Here is a 16,905-nt window from a genome sequence, read left to right as displayed (position 1 = left end):
GGGATTATGCGATTGGAGCTGTAAGCCGTCCCCTAAAAAAAGCTACAAAATTTAACCCGCCCTCGCCCGCAGCTCCTCGAACGACACCAGCTCTCCCGCGAGCGCGCTGGCCATGACGGTGGGCGGGCTGGCGAGCCAGACCGAGCCTGGGCCCGAGCGGCCGGGGAAATTTCGGTTGATGGCGCTCACGGTGACCTGGCCCGCGTCGGTGGACGAGCCCGGTCCGCAGTTGGCACAGGCGCCGCACGAGGGTTGCAGGATCCGTGCGCCGATGGCGGCGAAGGTCTTGTCGTAGCCGCGTTCGGCGCAGTAATCGCGGACCGCGGTGGTGCCGTACTGCAGGAAGAGCGACACGCCGGGGGCCAGCGCGAGCCCGCGTGACAGCGCCCAGGCGAGCACCTCGTGGTAGTGGTCGAAGTCTTCGCGCTTGCCCGCCGTGCATGAGCCGCCGTAGGCGATGTCGATGCGGGGCCGCTCGCGCAGCGCGCCCAGCGGCATGCCGTTGCCCGGGTCGCCGGGGGCGGCGACCCACGGTGTGAGCGCCGCGCAGTCGACGTGCAGCGTGGCCGCATACGACGCGCCGGGATCGCTCTGCATCCAGGGCTCGATGTCGAACGCGACGCCGCGGCGCTCGCGCAGGAATTGCTGCGTCTGTGCGTCGGGCGCGACGATGCCGGTAAGCCCGCCCAGCTCGGCGACCATGTTCGTGAGCGTGGCACGCTCGTCGATCGCCAGCGCGGCCACGGCCGGCCCGGCGAACTCGAACACTTTGCCCACGCCGGCGCCCGCGCGGATCTCGGGCAACGCCAGCAGATGCAGCACGATGTCCTTGGCCGTGACGCCCGGCGCCAGCGCGCCATCGAGCTCGATGCGCAGACTGGCGGGCAGCGTGAGGCGCACGGCACCCGTGACGAAGGCGTTGGCCATGTCGGTGGTGCCGACGCCGAACGCGACGCAACCCAGCGCGCCGCTGTGCGGCGTGTGCGAGTCGGTGCCGACCACGACCTGCCCTGGCAGGGCGTAGTGTTCGGCCATCATGGCGTGCGAGATGCCGGCGACGTTGCCCTGCCCCTGCGTCACGGCTTCGGCGTCGGTCAGCGTGCGGTGCTGGCGCAGCCCATAATTCGCCACGAAGTCGCGCTGCGCCTGGCACATGGCGCGCACGTTCGGCACGATGCCGCCGCGCACGTGGTTGGGGCTTTCTTCGACGTAGGAGGTGTGGTCTTCGAACACCACGATCCGCTCGGGGTCGACCAGCGCGAGCGGTCTGCCGAAGCGCGCATGCAGCATGTGCGCGGCCATGCCGGTGTAGTACTCGTGGATGAAGCGCCAATCCGAGCGCAGGAACACGCCCTCCCCTTGTCGCGGATCCGCCGGCGTGACCGGGGTGGGCAGCAGGTGCCGGCGCACGATTTTTTCGAACAGGGTGAGCGGGCCGGTGGGTGCCGTGTCGCGCGCGTCGACGCGCTCGCGCAGATGCGCTTCGCCGAAGGCCAGCAGGCCACCGGCCCGCAAAATGGAGGCCGCCAGCGCATCGCGGCCCGCGACCAGCTCGTCGACCGTCACCGTCTCGCCCCGCTGCAGGCGTTCGGGCAGACTCAGGTCGGTGCTGGTAAATAGCCCGATATTGTCGGCATTCTGCCGGTAGATGCGTTCGAAGCTTTCCGCGATCACCAGCCGCACGCCGGCCAGCTTCTCGGCCATCGGGCTGTGTTCGCGCGACGAGCCCTTGCCGTAGCGCCTGCCCGCCACCACCACATTGATCCCGGATGCCAGCAGATCGCCCGCGCCGATCGGACGCTCGCCGCCGGCCACGAAGCCGGTGTAGGGATAGCGCCCGAGCTTGTCGTCGAAGTGCGTGAGAATGGGCACCGGCGTGATCTCGTCGGTGGACACGTCATCGCGCAGCGGCGCTGTCTCGGCGGCCGACGGCCGGGCGCCGCCCACTTGCGCGCGCACGCAAGCGGCATCGTTGGACAGGAACAGCAGGCGCGCCGGCGCGCCCTTCAGGAAAGACTCAGGCATGGCGAGGGTTCATTCAGGCTTCAGCCCGGCCGCGCTGACCAGGCTCTGGGTTTTTGCGATTTCGTCTTTCAGCAGCGTGGCGGCCTGCGCGCTGTCGCCGCCCAGCGACACGAATCCCTGCGGATCGAGGGTCTTGCGCAGCTGCGCATCGGCCATGGCCTGCTGCGTGGCGGTCTGGATCTTCTGCACCAGCTCGGCCGGCATGCCCGCGGGGCCGATCAGCGAAATCCAGGCGTCGTAGGCGTAGTCCTTGACGCCCGCTTCGGCGAGCGTGGGCACGTCGGGCAACACCGCGAGGCGCTTGGGCGTACTCACGGCCAGCGCGCGCAGCTTGTCCGCCTGGATCTGAGCCAGCACCGAGGGCACGGCAAGAAAGGCGGTCTGGATCTGGCCGGACATCACGTCCGTGATCAGCGCACTGCCGCCGCGATACGGGATGTGCACCATGTCCACGCTGGCCTTGGACTTGAGCAGTTCGCCCGCAAGGTGCAGCACGCTGCCCGTGCCCGACGAGCCGTAGTTGATCCGGCCGGGCTGCGCGCGGGCGGCGTCGAGCAGCGCCCCGATGTCGCGATACGGGGAATTCTCGGCCACCACGACCACCAGCGGCGTGGTGCCGATGATGGCCAGCGGCGTGACATCCCGCACCGTGTCGTACGGCATGCTCTTGTACAGGCTGGGATTGATGGCGTGATTGGACGACACCATCGCCAGGGTGTAGCCATCGGGCTTGGCCGACACCAGCTGCCGGGTGCCCGGGATGCCGGCGGCGCCCGCCAGATTCTCCACGATGAGCGGCTGGGCCAGCACCTGGCCGAGCTTGTCGGCCACGATGCGGGCGACCACGTCGGCGGTGGAGCCCGGCGAGGTCGGCACGATGAGCCGGATCGGACGGTCGGGATAGCCGGCGGCGGCAGCGGGCATGGCGCCCGCCGACAGCAAGGCCGCCGCGCCCAGCGCACAAGCGGCCAGGGATGATGCGATCTTCATGGTGTCTCCTCATGTCTGAGCGGAGTCTGTTGCTCCGCCTTGGCGCAAAACGCGCCTTGACTATAAGGAGGACCCGCGGCCCGCCGAAGTACCGTCTGGGCATGGCGGCCATCGCCAAACGAGATGGCTGGGGTGTGGCGGGGGCGCCGGCGTGCCGCGCGCACCGCTGCGGGCCACGGCCGGGTACCCGGAAGCCCGCTGCCGGACGCCCGGTGCCCGCCGCACCGGGCCGCTAAGGCATCTGCCCCAGGAACCGCACCAGCGCCGACGCGCTGGCCGAGAGCGGAGCTTCGGGCACGGACACGATGCAGATATCGCGCTGGGCCCAGGGGTCGGCCAGCGGCCGCACCACCACGTCCAGCGCCTGCACGTACAGCTCGGCCACCTGCTGCGGCATGATCGCGATCCCCAGGCCCGCATGCACCATGCGGCACAGCGCGTCCAGGCTCGCGACGCGGATCTTCACGGCGAGCCGCGTTTCCATGCCTTCGGCATGGGCGGCCAGCAGCTGCGTCAGCGCGCTGTTCTCGCGCAGGCCGACGAAGGTCTCGCCGACCAGCTCTTCGAAATGAAACTGGCGCTGCCCGGCGCGAGGATGCCCCGACGGCAGCATCACGGCCAGCCGGTCGCGCCGATACGGCGTGAGCTGCAAGGCCTGCGTTCCCGCGATGCGATTGCAGATGCCGAAATCGGCGCTGCGTTCGCGCACGCAACGCAGCACGTCGGGGCTGTGCTGCTCTTCGATGTCGATGTCCACATCCGGAAACAGCCGCTGGAACGCCGCGATGTCTTCGGGCAGGAACTGCACGATGGCCGACAGATTGGCGACCACGCGCACGTGCCCCTGCACCCCGCTGTACAGGCGCGAGAGCTCGGCGCCCATCGCCTCGACATTGCCGATGATGCGCTGCGCGTGCTGCAGCACCGTCTGTCCGGCCGGCGTCACGGTTACGCCGCGGGCATGGCGCCGCATCAAAGGCAGGCCCACCAGCGCCTCCATCTCGGCCAGCCGCCGGCTCACCGCCGAAGGCGCGATGAACTCGCGCTCGGCGGCGCGCGCGATGCTGTTCTCCTGGCACACGGCCACAAAGAGCCGCAGCGTCGTGAAATCGAGGCGGCGAAGCAGGTTTTCCATGAGGCAGAGCGTACTACAGCGGGCCGCCGCGCCCCGGCCGCCGCATCACGCCGCCAGGCGCGCGGGCGCCGCGCCGCGGTACGCCGCCAGCAATGCGGCGCGCCGCGCCCGCACGCGCTCGACGTTGCGTTCCTTCACATGCCCGTAGCCGCGGATCTCCTCGGCCTGGCGCGCCAGGTCCACTGCCTGCGCGTGGTTGGCGGCCGTGAGCGTGCGGGCGAACTCGTCCACCAGCTCGAGGTATTCGGCCGCGAGCGCCCGCTCCATGCGCCGCTCCGCCGTGTAGCCGAACAGATCCAGCGCCGTCCCGCGCACGCGCTTGAGCGGGGCGAGCGCGCGGAACACCCATTTCACCCACGGGCCGAACGCGCGCTTGCGCGGCTTGCCATCAGCGTCGCGCAGACCGAGCACGGGCGGCGCGAGGTAGTAGCGCACGCGATAGTCCCGGCCGGGCTCGCCGGCGAACTGCGCCCGCAGCCGAGCCTCGAAATCCGGATGCAGATGCAGACGTGCCACCTCGTACTCGTCCTTGTAGGCCAGCAGCCGGGCCAGTTGCACCGCCACCACGCGCGTAAGCGGCAGCGCCGCCATCGAGAGCGCGGATTCGCGTGCCCGCAGCGCCTGTAGCGCGGCCAGATAGCGGTTCGCCAGCGCGTCGTCCTGGTAGTCGCGCAGATGCGCCGCCTGACGGCGCACGAGCGCGTCGATGCCCTCCGGCAGCGCCACCACGGTCTCGCGGCGCGGCAGCAGCGCGTCCGGGCCGTGGTGCGCGGCCTGCCGGCCGAGCTCCAGCGCGGCGAGGTTCTTTTCGACCGATACGCCGCTGCGCCGGACCGCCTCGCGCAGGCTCTCGAGGGCCAGCGGCAGCGCGCCGCGCTGCCAGGCAAAGCCGAGCAGCATGGGATTGGCGTAGATCGCGTCGCCCAGCAAGGCCTCGGCGAGTCCGCCGGCGTCGAGCCATTCGCACTGGCCGTCGGTGGCCTGGGCCAGCGCCTGCTCGGCGCTCGCGCCCGGGAAGCGCCAGTCGGGATCGGACAGGAAGGCCGCCGTCGGCGCCGCGGTGCGATTGACCACGGCGCGCGCGCCGTCGGGCCGGATGCGCGAGAGCACCTCCGGCGATGCCGCGACGAGCGCGTCGCAGCCGATGACCAGGTCGGCCTCGCCGAGCGCCACGCGGGTGGCATGCAGGTCCTGCGGCCGCGCCGCGATCTGCACGTGGCTCAGCACGGCGCCGCCTTTCTGCGCGAGGCCCGCCATGTCGAGCGCCGTCACGCCCTTGCCTTCGGCGTGCGCGGCGGCGCCGAGCAAGGCGCCGATCGTGACCACACCGGTCCCGCCCACGCCCGCCACCACGATGCGATAGCCCTGCCCGGCGGCTAGACGCGCCGGCTCGGCAAGCGGCGGCTCCGCCAGCGGCGCGGCCCGTGACGGGGCCTGCGGCTTGCGCGGCGTCGCGCCCTCGGCCATCACGAAGCTCGGGCAGAATCCGTCCACGCAGGAGAAGTCTTTGTTGCACGACGACTGGTTGATCCGCCGCTTGACGCCCAGCGGGGTGTCGATGGGCTCGACCGACAGGCAGTTCGACTTGCTCGAACAATCACCGCAGCCTTCGCACACGGCCTCGTTGATGAAGGCGCGCCGCGCCGGGTCGGGATAGGTGCCGCGCTTGCGCCGGCGGCGCTTCTCGGTGGCGCAGGTCTGGTCGTAGATCAGCACCGTGGTGCCTTCCAGATCGCGCAGCGTGCGCTGCACCGCGTCGAGCTCCTGGCGCGGGTAAACGGTCACCGCCGCCGGCAGCAGGCCGGCCGCGTATTTGTCGGGCTCGTCGGTCACCACGACCACCCGCGCCACGCCCTCGGCCAGCGTCTGGGCCGCGATCTGCGGCACCGTCAGCGTGCCATCGACCGGCTGCCCGCCCGTCATCGCCACGGCGTCGTTATAGAGAATCTTGTACGTGATCCGCGCGCCGGCCGCGACGGCCGCCCGGATGGCCAGGATGCCGGAATGGAAGTACGTCCCGTCGCCCAGGTTGGCGAAGATGTGCTGCTCCTGCGTGAAATCCTTCTGGCCCAGCCACGCCACGCCCTCCCCGCCCATCTGGCTGAAGGTGTCGGTATTGCGGTCCATCCACATGGCCATGTAATGGCAGCCGATGCCGGCCACCGCGCGCGAGCCCTCGGGCACGCGGGTGGAGGTGTTGTGCGGACAGCCCGAGCAGAACCAGGGCTTGCGCTCCTCGATCATCTGCGGCCGGCGGGCATCGCGCTCCTTGGCGTCGATCACGGCGAGGCGCGCCGCCACGCGCGTGCGCAGCGCCGGCGGCAGCTCCGCCTTGTCCAGGCGCGCGGCGATGGCGCGGGCGATCAGGGCCGGCGAGAGCTCGTAGCGGCCGGGCAAGAGCCAGTCTCCGCGCGGCGTGGACCACTCCCCGCCGCCGTTGTCGCGCTCGTCGAACTTGCCGTAGACGCGCGGCCGCACATCGTCGCGCCAGTTGTAGAGCTCTTCCTTGAGCGCATATTCGAGGATCTGGCGCTTCTCCTCGACGACCAGGATTTCGTCCAGGCCGGTGGCGAACGCACGCGCATCCTGGGCGTCGAGCGGCCAGATGCAGCCCACTTTCATGAGCCGCAGCCCGATGGCCCGACAGGCGTCGTCGTCGAGCCCGAGGTCGAGCAAGGCCTGGCGCACATCGAGGTAGGCCTTGCCGGCGGTCATGATGCCGAAGCGCGCGCGCGGGCTGTCGATCTCGATGCGGTTGAGCCGGTTGGCCCGCACGTAGGCCAGCGCCGCGTACCACTTGTGATCGAGCAGGCGCGCCTCCTGCGCCAGCGGCGAGTCCGGCCAGCGGATGTTCAGCCCGCCCTCGGGCAAGGCGCCCTCCGGCAGCACGATCGACACCCGGTCCGGCGACACCGACACCGAGGCGCTGGACTCGACCACGTCGGTCACGCATTTCATCGCCACCCAGAGGCCGGTATACCGGCTCATGGCCCAGCCATGCAGGCCGTAGTCGAGATACTCCTGCACGTTGGCCGGATACAGCACGGGAATGCCCGCGGCGATCAGGACATGCTCCGACTGGTGCGCCACCGACGACGACTTCGCGGCGTGGTCGTCGCCCGCCAGCAGCAGCACACCGCCATGCGCGGCGGAGCCCGCCGAGTTGGCATGCTTGAGGACGTCGATCGAGCGGTCCACCCCCGGGCCTTTGCCGTACCACATGCCGAACACGCCATCGCGCGTGCCGCCGGGAAACAGGTTCACCTGCTGGCTGCCCCACACGGCCGTGGCCGCGAGGTCTTCGTTCAGGCCCGGCTGAAACACCACGTCGTGCGCGGCCAGATCGGCCTTGGACTTCCACAGGGCCATGTCCAGCCCGCCCAGCGGCGAGCCGCGATAGCCGGAGATGTAGCCGCCGGTGTCGAGCCCGGCCGCCAGGTCGCGCTGTTTCTGCAGCAGCGGCAGCCGCACCAGCGCCTGCGTGCCGCTCAGGTACAGGCGGTCCTGCGGCGCCTGCACGGTGTCCAGTTCCGAAAATCGCGGCATATCCATGGTGTTGTCTCCTCGTTGCCGATCTGTTTCGAGGCAGTGTAGGAATCCGCGCGGCTATCGTATATTCACATTTTCTGCTGCCAGGTATCCGAAAAACGCATGAGCAAGGACGTCACCCTGCGCCAGTTGCGCTACTTCGCCGCCGCCGCCCGCACCGGCCGCCTGTCCATGGCCGCCGCCGACGAGCACGTGTCGCAGTCGGCCATCACCAACGCCGTGCTTGCGCTCGAGGGGCAACTCGGCGTGCGGCTGTTTGACCGGCATCCGCACGGGGTCACGCTCACCCCCGAGGGGCATCAGTTTCATCAGCGCGCCCGCGACGTGCTCGACACCCTGGACGACGCCCTGCGCGAGCCCGGATTCCAGCGCCATGCGCTGCGGGGTTCGGTCAGAATCGCGGCCTCTTACACGGTGCTGGGATACTTCCTGCCGGAGTTGCTGGCGCGCTTTCGCCGGCGCTATCCCGAGGTGGTGCTCGACCTCGTCGACATGGACCGCCCCGACATCGAAAAGGCGGTTGCCAGCGGCGAGATGGAGCTCGGCCTGGCCCTGCTGTCGAACACGGCGAAACGGGAGCGCTTCGGTCATCAGGTGCTGGTGCGCTCGCGCCGGCAGCTCTGGACGGCCGCGGATCATCCGCTGGCATCGCTCGCCGCGCCCACGCTGGCCGATGTGGCGCGGCATCCGTACATCCTGCTCGAGATGGATGAGGGCGAACGCTCGACGCTCGCCTATTGGCAGGCCCACGGCACACGGCCGGATATCGCGTTTCGGACCCGATCCATGGAGGCACTGCGCGGTCTCGTGGCCCATGGGTTCGGCGTGACCATCCTGTCGGACATGGTCTACCGTCCGTGGTCGCTCGAAGGCCGCAAGATCGAGGCGATACCCGTGGCGGACGCGGTACCGCCGATGGAAATGGGCCTTATCTGGCATCCGCGGGCCGCGCTCAGCCGGCCCGCGGATGCATTCAGGCAATTCATGATCTACGCCTGCGGCGCCTGAGCGGCGGCATCAGCAGGCAGCGCTCAGAATCGCATGCTCAACCCCACCAGCCCCTGCAGGCTGGGCACGCGGCCGCCTCCTGCGCCGGCGCCGATCTGCGTGACGACCCGCGTGGCCGGCGTGGCCTGCCAGCCCAGGCCCAGGGCGAATTCGCCCGCGTTGCGCGGCGCGCCGGTGGCGGGCTGGCTGACGTCCCCCACACCGATGAGCGTGGCGTTCGGCGCCTGCTGCCTGCGCGAGAGCGTGTGCCGCCACGCGGCGGACAGCGTGGCGTCGACGTCGGGCGTGATCTGCCATTCCCATTCCGCGCCGAGCCGGCCGGCCGATTCCGTGACGCCAGACGCGCCCCAGGCGATCGGAAATGGTCCGCCGGATTCCGCGTAGCCGCCGAGCCGGGTGCGTTGCCACTGCAGCTCGGCAAACGGCCTGACGATCACGTGCTCGGTGAGCCGGAACCCCCACCCGACATTCGCCAGGGCGCCCAGCCCCGTGCCGTCGCCGCTGCCTTGCGACGACACGATCCGATCCACGCCATCGAGCGTGCGGCGCTTGCTGTCGACATCGATGCGGCTGGCCGACACGGCCAGCAATGCGCGCGGGCCGGTGGCGTCCGGCACATACTTGGCGAACAACACCGCGCCGGTCATGTCCGCGTCGGAGGCGCCGCCCCGCCGCAATTCAAAGCGATCGAAATTCTGATAGAGCGTCGCGCCCACGCTCAACCCGGCCCGCACCGGCATGTCGAGCGTCACGCTGCCATAACCGCCCTGCCCGCCGCGTTCGCCGCGCCATTTGGCGGCAGCGCCCGTCACCGCCACACAGAGTGTGTCGCCGGATTGCGGCCTGCATTGCCGGTACGCGATGAAGCGCTGGTGGGTCAGTGCGGACATGCCGAGCGACTGCAGCCGCGCCGCGGCGGCCGAGCTGTCGGCGATGGATGCCCCCAGCTCGTTCGCGGACAGAAAACCGACCACGGGCTGAGCGGCCGCCGGACCGGGGCCGGTGGGGTCGGTGGGGTCGGCGGGGCCCGTGGTGCCGGTGGGGCCCGTGGGGTCGGTGGTGCCGGTGGGGCCCGTGGGGTCGGTGGGGCCTGTGGGGCCCGTGGGGCCCGTGGGGTCGGTGGGGCCGGTGGGGCCGGTGGGGCCGGTGGGGCCGGTGGGGCCGGTGGGGCCGGTGGCGCCGGGCGGGCGTGCCGAGACGAGGCGCGCCCACCATCCCTGGGCGTTGCCGGCGGGATCCGTGCCGCCGCCGGCAATCACCGTGCCATCGGCGGACACGCTGGTGCCATCGGTGAGCTGCCAGGTGCCGAGCGCCACGCCCGCGTTTCGCAGATAATTCTGCACGGATTGCATCCGGCCCTGGGATGTCCAGACGAACGCCTCGCGCACACCATTGCCGATGTTGGTCCCCACCACGACGCGGCCGTCGGCGTTGACGGCGTTGGCGACACTCTCTTCACCGGCGACGCCACCGTGCACGAAGCCCAGCCCCTCCATCCGGCCGCCCGCCCAGCGGAACGCCTCGCTGGCGCCCGCGGCGTTGGTGCTGTTTCCGATCACCACCATGCCATCGGCGCTCACGCCCGCGGCCTCGCTCGACGGGCGGCTCCCACCACCGCCGATGAAGCCCAGCCCCTGCATGAGGCCTCCCTGCCAGCGGAACGCCTCGTTCTGATCCTGCGCGTTGCTGCTGGCACCCACGATCACGCTGCCATCCCGGCTCATCGCACGGGCGGCGCTCCACGGGCCGCTTCCGCCACCCGCGACAAAACCCAGGCCCTGCATGACGCCGCCTTCCCAGCGGAACGCTTCGCGCCGATCCTGGGCATTACTGCTGGTTCCTGCCACAACGGCGCCGTCCGCGCTGACAGCCGTGGCTTCGCTCCACGGGTGCGTGCCGCCGCCCGCGATCGTGCCCAGGTCGTGCATCGTGCCGTTTTCCCAGCGGAATGCATGAAAGTCGAAGTCCCAGGTGCTGCCGGCGTGCGTGCTGACACCAACGGCCACGCTGCCATCGGCGCTGACCGCGGTGGCCACGCTGTTGGCCGGCTCAGGACCGACGCCCCGCCCCAGGACACCCAGCCCGGTCATGGCGCCGTTCTTCCAGAGAACGGCTTCGTTCCAGTTCGTAAAGGTCGAGCTGCGCCCCACCACCGTCGTGCCATCGGCACTGATGGCGAGAGCGCTGCTGCTTCGCGGATACAACGCCCCGTCGTTGGGCAGGAAACCCAGGTGCCGAAGCTGCCCGCCCGTGACGATGAACGCCTCGTCGCTGCCGTTGTCGGTGCCAGCCAAGGCATTGCCCGACGCGCTGATGCCGACGATGGTGCCGGGCGCGCCGCTCATCGATGCCTGCGCGGCAAGAGCGGGCGGGGCCCACGCCAATTGGATCATGGCGGCCAGGACCGCCAGGCGAGGAAGATCGGTTTTCATGATGCACACCCACAAAACGAGAGAGGACGATCTCATCTTGTGCGTACATGCATCGTTCTTCGATCGAATAAGTTCTAATTCATCGAAATCCTTCTATCCAATCCCGGTGCCGACGATCACGACCGGCCCCGTCGCGATCAAGGCTGCCCGACCTCAACGCCAGGCGCTGCCCACCTGGATATAGAAGGCGTTCTGATCCTTGCTGTGCGCCACGTCCACCCCGACCGACAGCCCGAGCTTGCGCGCGATCAGATAACGGAAGCCGGCGCCCACGCTCACCACGTTGGAAGCTTCGCTCGCGCTCTTCCAGTTGCCATAGGCCTTGCCTACGCCGGAAAAGCTCAGCAGCGACCAGCGCGGCGTGAGGTTGTAGCGCAGCTCCACCTCGCCCACGAGCACGCTGCGATCCTGATAGCGCCCGCGCGAGACGCCGCGCAGGTCGATGTAGGGCTGGGCATAGAAAGGCACCGTTCCGCTCGTGGTCTGGCCATCGGCGCGCAGGCCGAGATTCCAGCGCGGCGCCACCGGCTGCCAGGTGTAGGCCTTGAGCCGGTAGCTGTCGAAATTCTGGTCGCTGCCCACCCAGCCCCGCGCCCACTGCGCCTCCAGCTCGGCATAGCTGCCGCGCGACGGGAAGAACATGTTGTCGCGGCTGTCGTAATCCACCACGAGGCCCAGCTTGCCGATGCGCTTGTCGAGCTGCGCCCCGGAAAGCTCGCTGGCGCGCTGGCCCGTGAAGCGGGTGTCGGAATGCATGTAGGTGTAGCGCGGCCCCACGTACCAGCGGCTGTCGCCGATACGCGCGAGCAGTTGCTGCATGAAGAAGGTGCCTTTGATCTCGTAGCTGCGGGCCTGGTTGGTGAGCCCGTAGTAATCGAGGTTCATGCGGCCTTGCGCCAGCGCACCCAGATAGCGGTAGCGGTCGCCGTCCCAGGTTCGGAAATGGAACAGACCGCCGCCGCGCGAGCCGTTTTCGGTCATCATGCCGGCCACGCCGGTGATGTTGGGCGGCGCGGGACCGGCGCCGCGCGCCTTGGCCTCGGCGCCCGCCTCCGCCATCGACGAGGAGAAGTACAGCAACATCAGCGCGCCGCCGTAGCCGACCGCGGGCTCCGTGATGATGGCCGGCACCGGCATCACGCCGCGGTGGTTCAGCAGAAAGTCGCTCACATCGAAAGCGCCGTCTTCGGGGTCGCGCAGCGACAGGCCCTCGGCGCCAGCGCCGGCGCTCGCGAGCGCCGCCAGCAGCCACGCCGTGCCCGCCCGCCGCCGCCCGCGGCCCATCCGCGGCAAGCTCATCGCGACTGCCCCCGCAGGAACCAGGCTATGTAAGGGTTGTCGCCCGCCTGGCGCGACAGCGCCACCGCGTCGCGCGCCCACGCTTCGCGGTCGCCGCGATAGGCGGACAGCGCGCTGCGGTAGAACAGATCCAGCGTGACGCGCTCGCGGCGCATGGCGTCGTCGAGCGCGGTGTCACCGCCCTGCAGCGGCGGCGACTCGCGCAGCGCCATCAGTGCGGGCAAGGCGCGCGCGATCTCGCGTGGCCGCACCCAGTCGGCGTATTCGATGGCGGGCCGGTCGTCCGTGACGGGCGCCGTGTCGGCCGCAAAACGCGCCAGCCCTTCGCGGCCGGTCACCCAGGTCGCCAGCAATGCCGCCGGGCTGCCCACGCCGACCTCGGCCAGCGCGCTTTGCACCAGCGGCTGCTCGAGGCGCTGCGCGATACGGGCCACGTCCAGCGTCACGGGTTGCAGCGAGCCGACCAGCAGCATCTCGTGCATCTCGGTGGTCCAGAGCGAGGCGTGCGGAAAGACATCTAGAAAGCTCGCCACGAGCGCCTGTGTGTCTTCCACGTTTTGGGTCGGCAGCGGCAGCCATTGCGCCACGATGCCCTGCGGCTCCAGCCGGCTGGCGGCCAGCGCGTAGAAGTCGCGCGAATAGAGATTGACCACGCCCGCGGCCGACGGCGGCGGTGGCTCCAGCGTGATGAGATCGTAGCGCTCCGCGCTGCGCAGCAGCTCGCGGCGGCCATCGCGCAGCCGGATGTCCAGCCCCGGATCCCGGCTCGCGCCGTAGGTGCCCGAGAACATCGGCCCGGCGTCGACCACGGCGGGCAGCAACTCAGCCACCACCCGCCGCTGCAGGCCGGCATAGCGCGACAAGGCGCCGGCCGTGATGCCCGTGCCGTAGCCGATGACCAGCGCCGCGCGCGGCTCGCCGTTGTGGATCACGAGCGGCAACAGCGCCTGCAGGCGCATGTAACGCAGCGAGGGCATGGCGTCGCCCGAGTTCGACACGCCCTGGATATACAGGCGGCTGAAGCGCCGTTCGCCCTCCCCGCGCTGCACCACCGCCACCGTGCCACCATGCCCTTCGCGGTAATACACGAGGTCCGCGCCCTGCGCACCGGGCAACAGCCGCGCCAGATGGTCGGGCGGCAACCACGCGCCGAGCACGAGCACGGCCGCGCCGAGCGCCAGCGCCCCGCCGCGCGCGGCACGATGCGCGCCCGGCGCACGCCACACCGCCACGGCGCCTACCGCGCAGGCCAGCAGCGCCAGTAGCGCGAGCGTGCGCACCACGCCGAGGCCCGGCAGCAGCACGAAGGCCGTGAGCAAGGTGCCGGCGATGCCGCCGAGCGTGTTGGCGGCCAGCACCGCGCCCGCGGCACGGCCCTCGCCGCCCGCCTGACGCGACACGATGGCCAGCACCGCCGGAAAGGCCGCACCGAGCAAAAAGGTGGGAATCAGGACCACGGCCCCGGCCGCCACGGCGAAGCGTGCGCTCATCCCGGCCAGCCGGCTGTCGCTCGCGCGCAGCACGGTGGCTTCGGCCACGCTCTGCGCGTGGATCAGCCATCGTCCGAGCAAGGCCGCTTCGGCGAGCGCGACGGCGCCCGCCAGCGCGATCAGCAGACCGAACACGCGCCATGGATTCCGTGGCTGCCAGCGGGCATACACCGCGGCGCCGGCGGCGAGACCGGCGAGATACACGGCGAGCACCACCGAGAAGGCGAAGGCGCGGGTGCTCATGAACGGCACGACCATCTGCGACCACACGATCTCGTAGCCCAGCGCGAGCGCACCGGCCACGCCGTACAGCACGATGGCCCAGCGCGCGTCGGCGCAGAGCGGCTCGGCCGCCTGCGCTGGCGCGGCGGGCGGCGCCTGCGTGCGGGTCAGGGCCAGCGCGCCCAGCGCCGCGAGCAGGTTGAGGCCGGCGGCCACGCAGGCCGTACCCCACACCCCGAACGCGGGAATCAGCAGGAATGCCGGCAGCAGCGCGCCCGCGATGGCGCCCGCCGTGTTGGCGGCGTAGAGCGTGCCGCCGGCGCGCGCGGCGGGTGCGCGTCCGCGCACGGCCTGCAACAGCGCCGGCAAGGTGCCGCCCATCAGAAACGGCGCGGCGCCCACCGCCAGGAACAGCAGCATCCACGTCAGCGGGCCTTCGTTGGCCGCGAACCACGGCGCGGCCCGCGCCAGCCCGGCCGTCACGCCCAGCCCGAGGATGGCGATGCCCGCTTCGAGCGCGGCATAGAGACCGAGGCCGCCGGCCGCGCGCCGCCAGCGCGCACGGCCACCTGTGCCGGCCACCGTCGCGCCGGCCCGGTCCGACAGCCGGCCGGACACACGGCCCAGCGCAAAACTGCCCAGCGCCAGGCCCAGGAAAAAGGCGCTCACCGCGGTGGCGATGGCATGCACCTCCACCCCCACGATGAGCGATAACTGCTTGATCCAGAGGATCTGATAGATCAGCGAGGCCGCGCCCGAGACCAGCAGCAGCGCCGCGGGCCAGGCCAATCCCGGCACGCGCTCCCCTGCCTGCACCTTCGCCACACCCGCCATCGTTGCCGTGCGCATCGGCGCATCCTCTGTTGAACGATGACCGCGGCGAGCCGAACCGCGGTCATCCGGTTGGCGCGTGCGCGCCTTACGAGCCGGTCTTGCCCTTCGCCTTGGCCTGCTCTTCGAAGTGCTTCTCCATCGCGCGGTTCACCCGCTCCTGCACCTGATCCACGCTGAAGCTGGCCGGTTTCTGGCTCGGCGGATACTCCATGAAGGTTTCCAGGAATGTGGACGCCTTCATGGTGGCGATGGCGGTCAGGTAGGAATTCTTCGCCAGCCAGTCGTTGTACTGATCCGAGGTGATATCGGCGCGCTCGTAAGGATCCATCCGCAGGTTGAAGATCTTGGGTACCCGCAGGCAGACGAACGGGTCCTGCCAGATATTGAAATTGCCGGGTGCGCGCTGCTCGCAGAACACCGCCTTCCAGTCGCCCCAACGCATGGCCACCAGCATGCCGTCGTCGTTGAAGTAATAGAAGTCGTCGCGCGCGCTCTTGTCGTTCTTGCCGCGCAGATAGTCCAGCTGGTTGTAGCCATCCAGGTGGACCCGGTAGTTCTGCTTGCCGCCCGAGGGTGTCCAGCCCTTGAGCAGGCGCTGCTTGATGTCGGTATCGCCCACGGCGGCCAGCAGCGTCGGGAACCAGTCCAGCCCGGAGACCATGCCGGTCTTCACCTGCCCGGCCGGGAATTGCCCCGGCCAGCGCACCATCGCCGGCACCCGGAACGCGCCTTCCCAGTTCGAATCCTTCTCGCTGCGGAACGGCGTGGTGGCGGCATCGGGCCAGGTGAACTGGTTCGGCCCGTTGTCGGTCGTGTAGACCACGATGGTGTTGTCGGCGATCCCCATGTCGTCGAGCTTCTTGAGGAGCTTGCCCACGTCCTGGTCGTGCTCCCACATGCCGTCGGCGTAGTCGTTGCCCGGCATGCCGCTCTTGCCACGGTGTTCGGGCCGGATGTGGGTGTAGATGTGCATGCGCGTCGTGTTCATCCACACGAAGAACGGCTGCTCGCCCTTGCCGTGCTTGTCGATGTAGTCGATGGCCGCACCCACCGTCTCGTCATCGATCGTTTCCATGCGCTTGGCCGTCAGCGCCCCGGTGTCTTCGACCTTGCCGTCCGCCGTGGCCTTGATCACGCCGCGCGGAGAAAAGTTCTTGACGTAGGGGTCGTTGGGATCTTTGGGCCAGTACGGACGCTCCGGCTCTTCCTCGGCATTGAGGTGATACAGGTTGCCGAAAAACTGGTCGAAGCCGTGCCGGGTCGGCAGATACTCGTCTTTGTCGCCGAGGTGATTCTTGCCGAACTGGGCCGTCACGTAGCCCTGCGACTTGAGCGCCTGTGCAATCGTGATGTCGCCCACCTGCAGGCCCACCGAGGCGCCCGGCGCACCCACCTTCGAGAGCCCGGTGCGCAGCGGCGTCTGCCCGGTGATGAACGACGAGCGCCCGGCCGTGCAGCTGTTCTCCGCGTAGTAGTCGGTGAACATCACCCCTTCCTTGGCGATCCGGTCGATGTTGGGCGTGCGATAGCCCACGACCCCGTGCGTGTAGGCGCTGATGTTCGCCTGCCCCACGTCATCGCCGAAGATCACCAGGATGTTCGGTTTCTTGCTCGCGGCGCCGGCCGCGGGTGGCGGGGAGGTACTCCCCGCCGTCTGTGCGTGCGCGCCGCTGGCGAGCGCGAGCCCGCCCGCCGCGAGCAGCATGCTGCCCATCCACTGTCTGACTTTCATGACTGCTTCTCCTTTGCCCCGCGGGCATACTTGCAACAATCACGGTGTCTCAAAAACGTAGATCCATCGCCGCGCGACACGATTCAGGTCTTGAAGTCGTGCCGGCGCAGGTAGTACGGCAGCCCGGGCGTCGGGGCACAGGCCATGGCGGGTGCGACGCCGCCAGCGCCCGCGCTGGGTCCAATCTCC

At 70.0% G+C, this 16,905-nt stretch carries 9 protein-coding genes; 1 reads left to right on the top strand and 8 read right to left on the bottom strand.

The genetic code is table 11. The features are described from left to right. Positions 1–51: 51 nt before the first annotated feature. The 4 genes from CEK29_RS12730 to CEK29_RS12715 form a co-directional block, all read right to left on the bottom strand. Entirely contained in the window at positions 52–2,025 is a 1,974-nt protein-coding gene (locus tag CEK29_RS12730) for an aconitase family protein (RefSeq protein WP_094858327.1), read from the bottom strand. A 9-nt stretch (positions 2,026–2,034) separates the two neighbouring features. Beyond that, positions 2,035–3,015 (bottom strand): Bug family tripartite tricarboxylate transporter substrate binding protein, encoded by a 981-nt coding sequence (locus CEK29_RS12725; RefSeq protein WP_094858326.1) that lies wholly within the window; start codon positions 3,013–3,015, stop codon positions 2,035–2,037. A gap of 232 nt (positions 3,016–3,247) precedes the next feature. Next, positions 3,248–4,150 carry a LysR family transcriptional regulator gene (locus CEK29_RS12720; protein WP_094858325.1) on the bottom strand — a complete coding sequence of 301 codons (903 nt, stop codon included), beginning with the start codon at positions 4,148–4,150 and terminating at the stop codon, positions 3,248–3,250. Between the two features lie 45 nt (positions 4,151–4,195). Beyond that, positions 4,196–7,702 carry an indolepyruvate ferredoxin oxidoreductase family protein gene (locus CEK29_RS12715; protein WP_094858324.1) on the bottom strand — a complete coding sequence of 1,169 codons (3,507 nt, stop codon included), beginning with the start codon at positions 7,700–7,702 and terminating at the stop codon, positions 4,196–4,198. A gap of 99 nt (positions 7,703–7,801) precedes the next feature. On the opposite strand from CEK29_RS12715, the gene CEK29_RS12710 reads away from it, so the two are divergent. Next, complete coding sequence (locus tag CEK29_RS12710; protein ID WP_094858323.1) at positions 7,802–8,707, top strand: LysR family transcriptional regulator; 906 nt, start codon at positions 7,802–7,804, stop codon at positions 8,705–8,707. 23 nt (positions 8,708–8,730) lie between these two features. On the opposite strand, the gene CEK29_RS12705 is transcribed toward CEK29_RS12710, so the two are convergent. From CEK29_RS12705 to CEK29_RS12690, 4 genes are all read right to left on the bottom strand, one after another. Further along, a complete protein-coding gene (locus tag CEK29_RS12705; RefSeq protein ID WP_176456897.1) occupies positions 8,731–11,139 on the bottom strand; it encodes an autotransporter domain-containing protein in 2,409 nt (802 codons plus the stop codon). Positions 11,140–11,292: 153 nt separating this feature from the next. Beyond that, a complete protein-coding gene (locus CEK29_RS12700; RefSeq protein WP_217903882.1) occupies positions 11,293–12,438 on the bottom strand; it encodes a BamA/TamA family outer membrane protein in 1,146 nt (381 codons plus the stop codon). Beyond that, the gene (locus CEK29_RS12695; protein WP_141218345.1) at positions 12,435–14,999 is read right to left on the bottom strand and encodes a fused MFS/spermidine synthase; all 2,565 of its coding nucleotides are present in this window, start codon (positions 14,997–14,999) and stop codon (positions 12,435–12,437) included. The genes CEK29_RS12700 and CEK29_RS12695 overlap by 4 nt, the downstream gene beginning before the upstream one ends. 70 nt (positions 15,000–15,069) lie before the next feature. Then, positions 15,070–16,716, bottom strand: coding sequence for an arylsulfatase (locus tag CEK29_RS12690; protein ID WP_094858321.1), 1,647 nt, complete (start codon positions 16,714–16,716; stop codon positions 15,070–15,072). Positions 16,717–16,905 lie beyond the last annotated feature (189 nt).

The organism is Bordetella genomosp. 5 (assembly GCF_002261475.1).
Classification (GTDB): Bacteria; Pseudomonadota; Gammaproteobacteria; order Burkholderiales; family Burkholderiaceae_B; genus Bordetella.
This window is presented reverse-complemented; position numbering and strand designations above follow the sequence as displayed.

Bases quoted from the DNA above. Each gene is read 5' to 3' on its own strand.
- CEK29_RS12730 (WP_094858327.1), bottom strand. From the start codon at position 2,025: ATGCCTGAGTCTTTCCTGAAGGGCGCGCCGGCGCGCCTGCTGTTCCTG.
- CEK29_RS12725 (WP_094858326.1), bottom strand. From the start codon at position 3,015: ATGAAGATCGCATCATCCCTGGCCGCTTGTGCGCTGGGCGCGGCGGCC.
- CEK29_RS12720 (WP_094858325.1), bottom strand. From the start codon at position 4,150: ATGGAAAACCTGCTTCGCCGCCTCGATTTCACGACGCTGCGGCTCTTT.
- CEK29_RS12715 (WP_094858324.1), bottom strand. From the start codon at position 7,702: ATGGATATGCCGCGATTTTCGGAACTGGACACCGTGCAGGCGCCGCAG.
- CEK29_RS12710 (WP_094858323.1), top strand. From the start codon at position 7,802: ATGAGCAAGGACGTCACCCTGCGCCAGTTGCGCTACTTCGCCGCCGCC.
- CEK29_RS12705 (WP_176456897.1), bottom strand. From the start codon at position 11,139: ATGAAAACCGATCTTCCTCGCCTGGCGGTCCTGGCCGCCATGATCCAA.
- CEK29_RS12700 (WP_217903882.1), bottom strand. From the start codon at position 12,438: ATGAGCTTGCCGCGGATGGGCCGCGGGCGGCGGCGGGCGGGCACGGCG.
- CEK29_RS12695 (WP_141218345.1), bottom strand. From the start codon at position 14,999: ATGCGCACGGCAACGATGGCGGGTGTGGCGAAGGTGCAGGCAGGGGAG.
- CEK29_RS12690 (WP_094858321.1), bottom strand. From the start codon at position 16,716: ATGAAAGTCAGACAGTGGATGGGCAGCATGCTGCTCGCGGCGGGCGGG.